This window comes from Pseudovibrio japonicus (assembly GCF_014651595.1).
Classification (GTDB): domain Bacteria; phylum Pseudomonadota; class Alphaproteobacteria; order Rhizobiales; family Stappiaceae; genus Pseudovibrio; species Pseudovibrio japonicus.
The window spans coordinates 480,082-493,334 of the sequence record NZ_BMXE01000001.1 but is presented as its reverse complement, the minus strand read 5'-3'; the positions used below and the strand labels follow the sequence as shown (position 1 = coordinate 493,334).

Annotated in this window: 7 protein-coding genes and 1 pseudogene; 7 read left to right on the top strand and 1 reads right to left on the bottom strand. The window is 54.5% G+C overall.

Annotation, left to right across the window (positions count from 1 at the left end):
- Positions 1 to 11 precede the first annotated feature (11 nt).
- The 7 genes and pseudogenes from IE076_RS02085 to IE076_RS02055 all read left to right on the top strand — a co-directional run bounded on the left by IE076_RS02085 (position 12) and on the right by IE076_RS02055 (position 10,692).
- Positions 12 to 2,027, top strand: a complete 2,016-nt coding sequence (locus IE076_RS02085; protein WP_189434924.1) for a heme lyase CcmF/NrfE family subunit — start codon at positions 12 to 14, stop codon at positions 2,025 to 2,027.
- 6 nt (positions 2,028 to 2,033) lie between these two features.
- The gene (locus IE076_RS02080) at positions 2,034 to 2,516 is read left to right on the top strand and encodes a cytochrome c-type biogenesis protein (RefSeq protein ID WP_244649578.1); all 483 of its coding nucleotides are present in this window, start codon (positions 2,034 to 2,036) and stop codon (positions 2,514 to 2,516) included.
- Positions 2,517 to 2,679: 163 nt separating this feature from the next.
- Positions 2,680 to 3,438: pseudogene (locus IE076_RS02075) on the top strand (alpha/beta hydrolase family protein); the annotation flags it as partial.
- Between the two features lie 248 nt (positions 3,439 to 3,686).
- Positions 3,687 to 5,240: a Do family serine endopeptidase gene (locus tag IE076_RS02070; RefSeq protein ID WP_189434918.1), complete on the top strand. Its 1,554-nt coding sequence runs from the start codon at positions 3,687 to 3,689 to the stop codon at positions 5,238 to 5,240.
- A gap of 298 nt (positions 5,241 to 5,538) precedes the next feature.
- Positions 5,539 to 6,219 carry a response regulator transcription factor gene (locus tag IE076_RS02065; protein WP_189434915.1) on the top strand — a complete coding sequence of 227 codons (681 nt, stop codon included), beginning with the start codon at positions 5,539 to 5,541 and terminating at the stop codon, positions 6,217 to 6,219.
- Complete coding sequence (locus tag IE076_RS02060) at positions 6,203 to 7,699, top strand: HAMP domain-containing sensor histidine kinase (protein WP_189434913.1); 1,497 nt, start codon at positions 6,203 to 6,205, stop codon at positions 7,697 to 7,699. The genes IE076_RS02065 and IE076_RS02060 overlap by 17 nt, the downstream gene beginning before the upstream one ends.
- On the top strand, positions 7,663 to 10,692 hold the full coding sequence (locus IE076_RS02055; RefSeq protein WP_189434911.1) for a bifunctional [glutamine synthetase] adenylyltransferase/[glutamine synthetase]-adenylyl-L-tyrosine phosphorylase: 3,030 nt from the start codon (positions 7,663 to 7,665) through the stop codon (positions 10,690 to 10,692). Before IE076_RS02060 ends, IE076_RS02055 begins: the two co-directional genes overlap by 37 nt.
- Before the next feature lie 70 nt (positions 10,693 to 10,762).
- Here the strand turns inward: IE076_RS02055 and IE076_RS02050 are convergent, their stop codons facing one another.
- Positions 10,763 to 13,138, bottom strand: a complete 2,376-nt coding sequence (locus IE076_RS02050) for a PAS domain-containing sensor histidine kinase (protein WP_189434909.1) — start codon at positions 13,136 to 13,138, stop codon at positions 10,763 to 10,765.
- Positions 13,139 to 13,253: the final 115 nt, after the last annotated feature.

Genomic DNA, 13,253 nt, shown 5'->3' with positions numbered 1-13,253 from the left:
AGGATATCGCAATGATAATTGAACTTGGCCACTATGCGCTCATTCTGGCATTGGTCGTCGCGGCTGTTCAGTCGGTCTTTCCAGTGTGGGGGGCATTAAAATCAGACCACCGTCTGATGGGGATGGCACCTGGCCTTGCCGTATTGATGTTCCTTTTGACCTGCGTTGCCTTTGCTGCACTGACCTGGGCATACCTGACCTCTGATTTCTCTCTGTTAAACACCTACCAGAACTCGCATAGCGATAAACCGCTGCTCTATAAATTCTCTGGTGTTTGGGGCAACCACGAAGGCTCGATCCTTCTCTGGGTCCTTATTCTGGTACTGTTTGGCGCGCTGGTTGCAGTGTTTTCTCGCAACGTTCCTCAACAGCTGCGAGCCGCAACGCTCGGAGCGCAGGGTTGGGTTTCCTTTGCCTTCCTTCTGTTTGTCATCGTTGCCTCCAACCCGTTTGAGCGTATCAGTCCAGCGCCGTTGCAGGGCTCCGGCCTGAACCCAATGCTGCAGGATGTGGGATTGGCGATCCACCCGCCACTACTGTACATCGGCTATGTTGGCTTCTCTATCGTCTTCGCCTTTGCAGCCGCCGCTCTCATGCTTGGCAAACTGGATGCTGCCTGGGCACGCTGGGTACGCCCATGGATCCTGGTAAGCTGGATCTTCCTAACCCTCGGTATCGCAATTGGCTCTTACTGGGCTTACTATGAGCTCGGCTGGGGTGGCTGGTGGTTCTGGGATCCGGTCGAAAACGCATCCTTTATGCCTTGGCTCACCGGTACCGCATTGCTGCACTCCGCAATCGTGATGGAACGCCGCGACGCGCTTAAGGTCTGGACCGTGTTCCTCGCCCTGCTGACATTCTCCTTGTCGCTGCTTGGAACCTTCCTCGTCCGTTCCGGTGTTCTGACCTCCGTGCACGCATTCGCAGTTGATCCGGCCCGTGGTCTCTTCATCCTTGCGATCCTGCTGATCTTCGTAGGCGGCTCGCTCACACTTTTTGCATGGCGCGCACCGCTGCTGCGTCAGGGTGGCCTGTTTGCACCGATCAGCCGTGAAGGCTCTTTGGTTCTGAACAACCTGTTCCTCACAACAGCTTGTGCTGCAGTGTTTGTTGGTACGCTCTACCCACTGGTTCTGGAAGCCTTCTCTGGTGACAAGATCTCCGTGGGCGAACCATTCTTCAACCTCACATTCGGTCCTATCATGGTGCCGGTGCTTATCCTGATCCCATTCGGTCAGCTTCTTGCATGGAAGCGCGGTGACATCTGGGGTGTTGCGCAGCGTCTGACCTCTGCCTTCGTGCTCGCCATACTGGCGACTGCCGGACTGGTCTGGTTCATGGGTGCAAGCACAACAAGCATCATGACAGCCTTCGGCTTCGGTCTGGCATTCTGGGCAATCTTCGGCTCCCTCTGGGAAATCGTCGACCGCTCTCAGGTGTTCAAAATCGGCTTTGCGCGCGCCATGGCCCGTGTCAAAGGCTTCCCGCCAACTGTCTGGTCCACGGTCCTTGGCCACGCAGGTTTGGGCATTACCGTCTTGGGTATCGTCACAACACTGGCTTTTGAATCCGAGCACGTTGAAGTAATGCATCCGGGTGAGACACTGGAGCAGAACGGCTATCACATCACCTATGAGAACAGCTGGACCCGCAACGGCGCGAACTATCAGGAGCTAGTCTCTCAGTATACACTTCGCAAAGGCGGTAATGTTGTCGGCATCATGGAACCTGCCAAACGGGCCTATGTGTCCAGCGGTATGCCAATGAGTGAAACGTCCATCGCCACCTTCGGCTTCTCTCAGGTCTACTTTGCAACAGGTGACACGGACGAGAACGGTGGTATTGTGACACGCATCTACTTCAAACCACTGATCACGCTGATCTGGATCGGCACACTGATTATGTCGTTGGGTGGAGTTATTGCATTGTTGGACCGCCGCCTGCGTGTTGGTGCTCCTGTCTCTGCACGCAAACGCAAAGCTGCGAAAAGTGCTATTGCATCAGCAGCTCCAACGCCGGCGGAGTAAATGACCATGAAGATGAAGTTCGTACTGGTATTGATCTCCTCCATTCTACTGGGAGCGCCGCTTGCCTACGCAGTTAACCCGGATGAAGTCCTGCAGGACCCTGTTCTGGAAGAGCGTGCCCGCGTGATCTCTAAGGAAGTGCGCTGCGTGGTCTGTCAGAATCAGTCCATCGACGATTCCAACGCCAAACTGGCAAGGGATCTGCGTCTACTGGTACGCGAACGTCTGGTGGAAGGCGATAGCAATCAGGAAGTTCTCGACTATCTGGTTGCCCGCTACGGCGAGTTCGTGTTGCTCAAACCACGCTTTGCATTGCACACCCTGTTCCTGTGGGGTGGCGGGCCACTTGCGTTGGTGATCGGAAGCTTCTTCCTGTGGCGCGCTTCCAAAAAGAAAAAGTACGCGCCGCTCGCAACCAGCACTGCGGGCGTCAAACCGCTCACGCCAGAAGAACAGGCCGAGCTTGATAAGCTGATGTCTTCCAAATAAAACTGTCTGTAGAGCCCCGCAAACCCCGTTTGCGGGGCTCACCTTTAATCACATCTTCTTGCAACCAGTTGAATTGTAAAGATGCGCGTAAGCGCACACTAGATACCTGTCTCTTAAAATATGATTTGAATGTGCCAGCTGCACAAAAGACAGGACAGTTTGAATGGCAGACGATCCCATCAAGTTGGAATTTGAAGGCTCACAGGGCGCCGAACTTGCCGCGCGTTTGGACAAGCCCGACGGCGACCCAAAAGCGTATGCGTTGTTCGCGCATTGCTTTACTTGTTCGAAGGATCTTTCCGCAGCCCGCCGCATCGCGGCAGCGCTCACCAAAGATGGCATAGCTGTGCTGCGTTTTGACTTCACGGGCCTGGGCAACAGCGGCGGTGATTTCGCCTCCACCAACTTTTCTTCCAATCTTCAGGACCTCGTTCTGGCAGCCGATTACATGCGCGAGCATTACGACGCACCCAAACTGCTCGTTGGCCATTCTCTTGGCGGTGCTGCCGTGCTTGCAGCCGCCTCCGAAGTGCCAGAGGTCAAAGCCGTTGCCACCATCGGCGCTCCCTCTTCAGCCGATCATGTGATTCATAACTTCCGCGCGTCACTGGACGAGATCAAAGAGAACGGTGAAGCAACCGTTCAACTGGGTGAACGCTCGTTTAAGATCAAACGTCAGTTTATCGATGATCTTGAGGCACAGGATGTGCGATCACGGGTTGCAATGCTAAAAAAAGCGGTGCTGGTCCTTCACTCTCCCATTGACGCAACCGTTGGCATCGAGAATGCTGCGCAAATCTTCGAGGCTGCTAAGCACCCGAAATCATTTGTGTCTTTGGATGATGCTGACCATCTGCTCTTCAAATACAAAGATGCAGATTACGCCGCTCGCGTGATTGCAGCCTGGGCAGCGCGCTACATGAACGGCTAAGAAAACGTCAACTGGCGTCAGCACTGTGGTTTTCCCATCATTACAGAAGATTAATGTAGCAGATAGGTGTTTGTAAGGTTCGCTCTGCCATAGTCAGGCTCAACGAAATGCAAACACCTGCCTTCCCCAGAGTGTGTTCGGTTTGATTGGCTCCAGTCAAGCGCATGAGCTCGCTCCGGCGTAGTCGGGCCCCAATTGATCTCCGATTGACCCCAGATTGACTAATGGAGTTGAACCAAATGAAGTTGACTAAGAACGCAGGTTCCAACGTTGTGTCCCTGTTTGCTGCAAAATCCTCTTCTAAACGTCGTTCCCGTCTTCTCAATGGTACCATGGCACTGGCACTCGCAGGTGCGATGGTCGCTCCCCTGACACTGGTCCCGAGCACCTCACAGGCCGCGCCGGTAAGTGTAAATGGACCGGCTTTGCCAAACTTTGTTGGTCTTGTAGAAGCTGTTCAGCCCACCGTTGTCTCCGTACGTGTGCGCTCCGAGGTTCAGGAAGATGACCGCCTGAGTGGCATCCCACCCATGTTCCGCGATATGCCGGAGGATCACCCGCTCCAGAAATTCTTCCGCGAATTTGGTGGCCCGGGTAGAGACAACAGCCAAAACAATGCACCGCCTCGCAGACGTTTTGATCAGTCACAGGGCTCCGGCTTCTTCATCTCTGAAGATGGCTACGTTGTAACCAACGAACACGTAGTTGAAGGTGGCACAGAATTTACCGTCGTCACCAGTGAGGGCGAAGAGCTGGACGCAACTCTGGTTGGTTCCGACAAACGCTCCGATCTGGCACTCCTGAAAGTGGACGGGGATGACGACTTTGCTTATGTCGCATTTTCCGAGGACCCGCCATTGGTTGGTGAATGGGTCGTTGCAGTAGGTAACCCATTCGGACTGGGCGGCACCGTTACAGCTGGTATCGTCTCCGCACGTGGCCGTGATATCGGTGCGGGCATTTACGACGACTTCCTCCAGATCGATGCGTCCGTAAACCGCGGTAACTCCGGTGGTCCGGCCTTCAACGTGAAAGGCGAAGTAATCGGCGTGAACTCCGCAATCGTCTCTCCAAGCGGGGGCAACGTGGGTATTGCATTCGCGATCCCCGGCGAAACCGCAAAACAGATCATTGATGACCTGAGAGAACACGGTGCAGTCACCCGCGGTTGGCTTGGCGTGCAGATTCAACCGGTGACCGAAGACATTGCAGACTCTCTTGGTCTCGACAGCGAAAACGGCACACTGGTTGCTGAAGTTCAGCCAAACACCCCGGCACAGGCTGCGGGCTTCCAGGCTGGTGATATCATCCTCAGTGTTGACGGCGAAGCAGTGAACGGACCGCGCGAACTGGCCCGTGTGATTGCTGGCTATTCACCAGATACTCAGGTTGAGATCGAATTCTGGCGTGATGGCGAAATCAGCACCACAACAGTGGAGCTTGGCACCATTCCTGAAGAGGAAGAGCAAGCTACCCTCAACAGGGATCAGGACACAAACACAGCCCTGATTGCGAGCCTCGGTCTTGGGCTGGCAACTGCAGATCAGGCAGGTGTAGATGAAGAAGGCGTTGTTATCACCAGCGTGGCACCTGACGGCCCTGCTGCAGACAAAGGCCTTGCACCCGGTGCGATCATCACAGAGGTCGCTGGCGTCAGGGTGACAACCCCGGCAGAAGTTGCTGAGCAGGTGCAAAATGCCCGCGAACAGGGCCGCCGCGCAGTTCTGCTTCGTGTTACCCGCGGTGACAACACACTCTTTGTCGCGATCCCAATCGAAAATACCGAGGATTAAGCCGCTTTCAAGAATGTGGATCACGGGAATTGCCCCTTCCGTGATCCCTTATCGGAGCACAAGTCAGTCTCTCAAATGTGCTTCGATTGTTTGCGGGTCTGATAGCAGGAGTAGCCCTCAACTTGATATCAGTCCCTCTGACCAATGCTGGAAGAAAAGGCAGGGATCCAATCATCTGCCGACTTCACTTATAAAACTTATGCAAATGCTGAGGGTTACCCCCAACAGCATTTGCATTTTTTTTTCGTTTCCCGTCATTGTGAGGAAACGACCAATGCCTTGCTCTGGGAACGAGAAAATGAGAATCCTGGTTATTGAAGATGATCGCGAAGCAGCAGACTACTTGCTCAAAGCACTAAAGGAAGCAGGGCACTCTCCTGATCATGCCGACAATGGCGAAGACGGCCTTGAGCTTGCAATTTCCAACACTTGGGATGTGCTCGTCATTGACCGAATGCTGCCCAAGCGTGATGGCCTCTCTATCATCGAAACACTGCGCGCATCCGGTGATGAAACGCCTGTTTTGATCCTGTCAGCCCTGTCTCAGGTCGACGACCGCGTAAAAGGCCTGCGCGCAGGTGGGGACGATTACCTGTCCAAGCCCTACGCCTTCTCTGAGTTGCTGGCGCGTGTTGAAGTGCTCAGCCGCCGCAAGGCAGGACCACAAGTGGAAACAAAACTGCAAACCGCTGATCTTGTCCTGGACCGCCTTGCCCACTCCGTGAGCCGCGCAGGGCAAGAGATTGTGCTGCAGCCCCGCGAGTTCCGGCTGCTGGAATACCTCATGAAACATGCCGGACAGGTGGTGACCCGCACCATGCTGCTGGAGAACGTCTGGGACTATCATTTCGATCCGCAGACCAACGTGATTGACGTCCACATCTCAAGGCTCCGCTCGAAGATCGACAAAGGCTTTGATTTTCCATTGCTTCATACGGTTCGTGGTGCAGGATATTCCATCCGTGACAGCTCTCACTAGAATTCTCTCCACCACCGCCTTCAAGCTGGCAGCCATTTATCTGACGTCGTTTACGGCGCTTTCGGTATTTCTGTTCATCTTCATTTCCAACAACACAGATGATTTGATGAACAAGCAGGTCGTGCAGACGGTTGATGCGGAGATTCAGGGCCTTGCCGAGCAGTATGCGCAAAACGGCATCAACGGGCTTGTGGTGGGCGTGGAGCGTCGGGTCAGAAGCCCTAACTCAAATCTCTATCTCATTCTGGATTATGCCGGAAACTTCATTACCGGCAACATTGCCTACCTGCCGGAAAAGGTGCTCTCGGAATCCGATGGCAGAATTCAGGTCGTCACTTACACTCCGTTAGGCCTTCCCGAAACGGATGAGAACAAAGCACGGGCCATCGTCAGGATCTTCGAGCTGCCCGGCAACTTCAAACTGCTGGTCGGGCGGGATCTGGAAGATCAGGTCCATCTGAAGAGTCTGCTCGGAGACGCGCTCACCCTTTGGCTCGTTGGTATGATCGTGTTGGCCGGCATCACATGGTTCTTCCTCAATCGCCGTATTCTCAAGCGCATCGACAACTTGTCCATGAGCTCGCGGCAGATCATGGAAGGGGATCTGGCCGGACGTCTGGATGTGACCGGAAATGGTGATGAGTTCGACCGGCTTGCGAGCAATCTCAATGTGATGCTGGACCGCATTGAAGAGCTGATGCAGGGCTTGAAGGAAGTTTCCGACAACATTGCCCACGACCTTAAAACACCGCTCACACGCATGCGGGGACGTGTTGAAGCGGCCTTGCGTCAAGATATGAGTGCGGATGATGGCCGCAAGTGTCTTGAAGACACGCTTGTTGAAACAGACGAGCTGATCAACACCTTCAACGCGCTATTGCGCATCGCGCGCGTAGAAGCCGGATCAACCGGCGCGCAGCTCAAGCCTCTCAAGCTGAGTGATATCGTCAGAGACGTCTGTGAGCTCTATGAACCGGTGGCCGAAGATGACGGCGTCGAATTCTCTGTCCAAATTGAAGATGAGCCGGTTATCGATGGGGATCGCGAGCTTTTGGCTCAGGCACTCGCGAATTTGATTGAAAACGCCCTCAAATACGGTCGTCCACCCCAAGACACTGCTAAACCCCTGATCAAAGTCGTACTGTCTGCAACCAAAGAGCAGGCTATACTCCGCGTGGAAGACAACGGAGCTGGAATCGCAGAGGCTGACCGTGAGCGGGTGTGCAATCGTTTTGTGCGGCTTGATGGCTCCCGCCATGCGCCCGGTTCCGGGCTTGGATTGTCACTGATCAAGGCGGTGGTAACCCTTCATCAGGGAGAATTGCAGCTCATATCAGCCGGTTCTGAAAATGATTCTGGAAGTAAGGGACAATCTGGTCTATGTGCCCGGGTTGTTCTGCCCCGCAACAAGGGGCAAAGAGGTGAGGGAGAGGGCAACGAAGCATGGGACAAGGCTCAGAAGAAGAACGCCACCAGCTAATCAGCAGCACCGAAAAGCATAAACACCGGAAAGGGACGCTTGCCCCAATGTTTCAGCGTTTGGAGCGTCAGCCCGTGTGCGCGGATGAGGATCTTGGTGACCGGCATCTTCAAGACCTGATAGAAAAGCTCGAACGCAAAGACCTTATGTCCGTGTTTGAGCAGCAGTGCGAACAGACACCAGAACTTCCTACCTTCATCAAAGGCATTATGGTCAATGCGCCATTCCTGAGGGAGATTATCCTGCGCGATGCGTCGCGCTTCCTGCGCATTTTAGGAACGCCGCCTGAAGAAACCGTCTCAACCCTCCTGCATAATTGCCTGACTACCAAACCGACGAGCGAAGCAGAACTCATGCAGTCGCTGCGCCTGGCCAAGCAAGAGCTGGCGCTCACCGTCGCACTGGCCGATATCGCAGGTGCATGGCATCTGGAGAGTGTGACAGGCGCACTCACCAGGTTCGCCGATGCCTCCCTGACAGCCAGTCTACGCTTCAGCCTGCGTGAACTGGAAGCCAGAGGAAAGTTTGATCCCGTTGATCCGGAAGAGCCTGAAAAGGAAGCTGGCTTCTTCATTCTTGCCATGGGCAAGCATGGAGCAGGGGAACTGAATTACTCCTCCGACATTGATCTTATCGTTCTGTATGATCCTGAGCGCTGTCGTCTCACTGGCGGCGCAGAAGCACCTGTCGAGTTCGTTCGCATCACCCGCCGCATGGTAAAACTCATGAACGAGCGTACTGGTGATGGCTATGTCTTCAGAACCGACCTGCGCCTTCGTCCGGACCCCGGCGCAACGCCACTGGCAATCTCCGTTCCCGCCGCATTGGTTTACTATGAGAGCCTGGGCCAGAACTGGGAACGCGCCGCGCTCATCAAAGCTCGCCCTTGTGTAGGTGATATCAAAGCAGGCGAACTCTTTCTGGAGGAGATCCGACCGTTCGTCTGGCGCAAGTATCTGGACTACGCCGCAATCTCGGACGTGCATTCTATTAAACGTCAGATCCACGCCCACAAAGGCTTCAGCAAGATCACCGTCGCAGGACACAACGTAAAGCTGGGTCGCGGCGGCATACGGGAAGTTGAGTTTTTTGCGCAGACCCAGCAGCTCATCGCCGGCGGCCGCAATCCGCAGCTTCGTGATCGGCGCACGCTGATCACCCTGGAACGGCTGGCCGATTGTGGTTGGATCGATGAAGCCGCTGCCACTGAAATGGAAGAAGCTTACCGCTACCTGCGTGAGGTTGAGCACCGCATCCAGATGATCAATGACGAGCAGACCCATATCCTGCCCAAGGATGATGAAGCCCTCGCGCGCGTCTATCATCTGATGGGCACAAAGGAGCGCGCGGAGTTTGCCGACGAGATCCGCAGCAAGTTTGAGCTGGTGCAAAAACACTATTCTGGCCTGTTTGAAGACGAACCAGAGCTGGCACTCGACCTTGGCAATCTGGTCTTTACAGGTGATGACGAAGATCCGAATACGCTGGAAACCCTTATGCAGCTTGGCTTCCAGCGCCCAGTGGACGCCATCCGGACTATCCGCCAATGGCATTACGGCAGGTACCCGGCGGTGCGTGCGACTAAGGCTCGCCAACGCTTGACCGAGTTCACGCCAACTCTGCTGGATGCACTGGCCCGTACCGAGAATGCCGATCAGGCCCTGCTCACATTCGATACATTCCTCTCTAAATTGCCCATGGGCGTTCAGTTGTTTGGATTGCTGAAGTCCAATCCACACCTGCTCAAACTTCTAACCATGATCATGGGCAACGCCCCACGCATGGCAGAGATCGTCTCCAAACGTGTACATGTGCTGGATGCGCTGCTCGATCCCGCCTTCTTCGGCGGAGCACCAACTGCAGAGCAGATTGAGACTGCACTGGAGGTCACTCTGGATCAGGCAGGGTACTACGAGGATGCATTGGACCGAGCCCGTATCTTCGTACAGGAGCAACAATTTCTGCTGGGCCTGCGTCTGATCACGGGAACGATTTCTGCAGCAGAGTTAGGGCAGGGACTTTCAACGCTGGCCGATGCTGTGCTTTGCCAGCTGCTCCCGCGCGTTCAGCAAGAGCTGGAAGAGGCGCACGGCAAGATCCCGGGCTCTGAACTGGCGCTCATCGCCATGGGCAAGCTTGGCGGACGTGAAATCACCTGCGCCTCTGATCTGGATTTGATCCTGCTCTATGATTTTCCCGAGGATGTGGTGCAAAGCGACGGCAAACGCCCACTGGCACCAAGCCAGTACTACAGCCGCCTCACGCAGCGCCTTGTGTCCGCGCTAACAGCACCAACGGCAGAAGGTGTTCTTTACGAGGTGGACTTCCGCTTGCGGCCCTCTGGCAACTCTGGCCCGCTTGCGACGCGCTTTGCCGCCTTCAAGGACTATCAGGCCAACAAGGCATGGACATGGGAGCACATGGCTCTCACACGTGCGCGTGTCATCACCAGTTCCAGCTCAGACTTCAGCACGCAGATTGGCAGCGCCATCTCGCAGCTGCTTCAGCAAAAGAGAGATATTGATAAGTTGGCGCTGGATGTGAGTGAAATGCGCGCGCGCATCCAGAAGGAGAAACCAGCTAAAAGCCCATGGCAGGTCAAAGGTATTCCAGGTGGCTTAGTCGATATCGAGTTTATCGCTCAATTCTTGCAGTTGGCTCACGGTGCGGTATATCCCGAAATCCTCCAGACCCGCACTGAGGATGCTTTGCTAAAAGCACGTGAAGCAGGTCTGCTCAGTGAGGAAGATGCTGATACGCTCATTCCCACGCTGCGCATCTATGATGATCTCAGGCAGATCCTCAAACTTACGCTGAACGTACGCTTCGATCCGACAACCGCCCCCAATGGTCTTCTCGACCTATTGGTCAGTACTGGTGGGGAGCCAGACTTTGAGCGTTTGACCGTCTATCTGCAAGACCAGCAGACAAGGGTGCGCCAATCCTTCGAAAAACTGATCGGAGAAGTGGCGCCCGCTGATAAGAGCAGTTGATGGGGGAATATCTGAGACAACAAAAAAGGCCACTTAGGAAGCGGCCTTTTCTTGTTGCTTAACTGTGGTGTCAGGCTGCGTTCAAACTGTTGATGCCTGTCAGACGGCTCTTATCACGCGACTTGGCTTTCAAAGGCAGTTTGATCGTAACCTCTGTGCCTTTGCCAACTTCGGACTCGATCTCCATATAGCCGCCATGCAGCTCGCTAAGAGAGCGTGCAATGGCAAGGCCAAGGCCAGACCCCTTGTGCGTCTTGGTGAACTGGTTTTCCACCTGAACGAACGGCTTGGCCAGACGGTCGATGTCTTTCTTGGAAATGCCGATGCCGTTGTCTGTGATCTTGAGTTCCGCAAACGCCCCGGCTTTGCGAGCCGAAACGCGAACCTCACCGTTTTCAGGGGTGAACTTAACAGAGTTGGCAAGCAGGTTAAGCAGGATCTGTTTAACAGCACGCCTATCCGCCTGCAGATGCATGTGCGGCAGGTTTTCGCTGACAATCTTGATCTTTTTATCCGAAGCGGTTGCCGAGATAATACGGGCTGCGTCCTGAACGGTCTGTTTGATCTGCACTTCTTCAACTGAAAGCTCAATCCGGCCTGCTTCAATCTTCGACATATCCAGAATGTCATTGATCACATTCAGCAGGTAGTTGCCGGAGGAGTGGATGTCCTTGCAGTATTCCTTGTACTTGTCAGACCCCAGATCACCGAACATGCCTTGATCCATGATGTCGGAGAAGCCAATGATCGCGTTTAGTGGCGTGCGCAGCTCGTGGGAGATGTTAGCAAGGAACTCGGACTTGGCCTGGTTTGCATCTTCGGCGCGGGTCTTCTCATCCGCATATTTCTCTGTCAGTTCCACCAGCTGCTGCGCTTGCAGCTCAAGTTTCTGACGGGATTGGCGCAGATCGGCAATAGTCGCCATATGGCCGCGCTCCGATTCAAGCAGCTTTTCCTCTTTTCGCTTCAGCTCCGTAATGTCGGTGCCAACGGAAACGAAACCACCATCCTTGGTGCGGCGCTCAGAAACCTGCAGCCAGCGGCCACCTTCCATCTCAACCTTGTAGGAGCTTTCCATATCACTATCGATATGGTCGCCTTCCTCAGGCTCAGAAATGATTGGCTGGCTGGCAGAGGACATAACAGTGGCGTAAGGCGTGCCCGACTGAACAACATGATCTGGTAACTGGTGCAGTTTGCGATAGTTGGAGTTGCACATCACCAGATGATTGTCTGCATCCCAAAGAACAAATGCCTCGGAAATGTTCTCGATCGCATCCCGAAGACGTAAATCAGCGGTGCGGCTCTGCTCTGCAAGCTTCTTCTGCTCGGTCACATCCATACAAATGCCGATCAGGTGCGGTTCGTTGGTGCCCGCATCGGTCTGGACTTCGGCGCGCACCCGCAACCACACCCAAGATCCATCAATATGACGCATCCGCCATTGGCGATCCACGTTGCTTTTGCCCGTATCAAGCAGGCTCTTGGCAAGGTCATAAAGGTCCACATCATCAGGATGGGTCAGGGACTGGATCTCTGCAAAGCCCATAATGTCATTTCGCGGGTCCATGCCCAGCATTTCATATAGCGAGGCGGACCAGAAAACGCGGCCACGAGACAGGTCCCAGTCAAATAGACCGCAACGCCCCCGATTAAGGGCTGCGTCGATACGGGAACGCGTGGCAGAGTAGATGCCATCCGCCTGCTGTGCACGGGTTGCCTGCGCAAAATAGGCGTAGATGATCACCAGCAACACCATGGAGGTGGCTACAAAGATCGTCACATTGGCCGAAAGCTCCGCGCGCCAAGGGGCGAAAATCGCTTTTTCTGGCTGCATAATAGCAACCATGCCAAGCTTATTTGAAAGATGGTGAACCGTTGCGCGTGTCGCGTCTTTAGTGCCTTCGTTGATCGTCAGGACGCCAGCCCGTTTGCCGAAGAACGTCATGGGCTGAGTATCACCGAGAAAACTGGTGATCTTCAGTCCTTCCATATCAGGACGGGTTGGAGCGCTGGCAACAATAGTGCCGTTTGGATCAGCCAGAAGAATTTGACGGCTTTGGCTGGTGGCGCGAGGAGGTAGAGCCTCGGAAAGTGCACGCTGCAAAGCAGAGGCCAGACCCACGCTGCCTTTTTCTTGTTCTGTAATGTCGATGCTGGCCGTCAGCGCAGTCGCAATAAGCGTGAGATCGTCCTGAGCCTTCTGGCTGACGCTCTCATAATTGTAAGCAATCTCTAGCCCGCGAAAAATGGCGGTGCACGCAATGAAGATAATGCACAAAGCAGGAATAATTCGGCGCATCATCGGTTCAGTGGTCAAGAGACGTTGGTAAGCAGGTTGGGCAAGCAATTTGATATGCCCGGTCAAGGCATCTTTTTTGCCTGCCCGTTTGGTCGAATTCAACAGTCGTCGAGCGGTCGCGCCCCCAGCAAAGGCTCGTGCCATGAATGCCCCCATGTGTCAGATCCCGCCGCAAATAACTCGGGTTGCAATTCACCCGAATCACCTTCATTTGAATCTATCCGAATCAACTTGTCCAGAGTCTGGGTACAAAAAAATG

What these genes read in the sequence shown, in the direction of transcription:
- IE076_RS02085 (WP_189434924.1), top strand. Translation starts at nt 12, where the DNA reads ATGATAATTGAACTTGGCCACTATGCGCTCATTCTGGCATTGGTCGTC.
- IE076_RS02050 (WP_189434909.1), bottom strand. Translation starts at nt 13,138, where the DNA reads ATGGCACGAGCCTTTGCTGGGGGCGCGACCGCTCGACGACTGTTGAAT.
- IE076_RS02055 (WP_189434911.1), top strand. Translation starts at nt 7,663, where the DNA reads ATGGGACAAGGCTCAGAAGAAGAACGCCACCAGCTAATCAGCAGCACC.
- IE076_RS02070 (WP_189434918.1), top strand. Translation starts at nt 3,687, where the DNA reads ATGAAGTTGACTAAGAACGCAGGTTCCAACGTTGTGTCCCTGTTTGCT.
- IE076_RS02065 (WP_189434915.1), top strand. Translation starts at nt 5,539, where the DNA reads ATGAGAATCCTGGTTATTGAAGATGATCGCGAAGCAGCAGACTACTTG.
- IE076_RS02080 (WP_244649578.1), top strand. Translation starts at nt 2,034, where the DNA reads ATGAAGATGAAGTTCGTACTGGTATTGATCTCCTCCATTCTACTGGGA.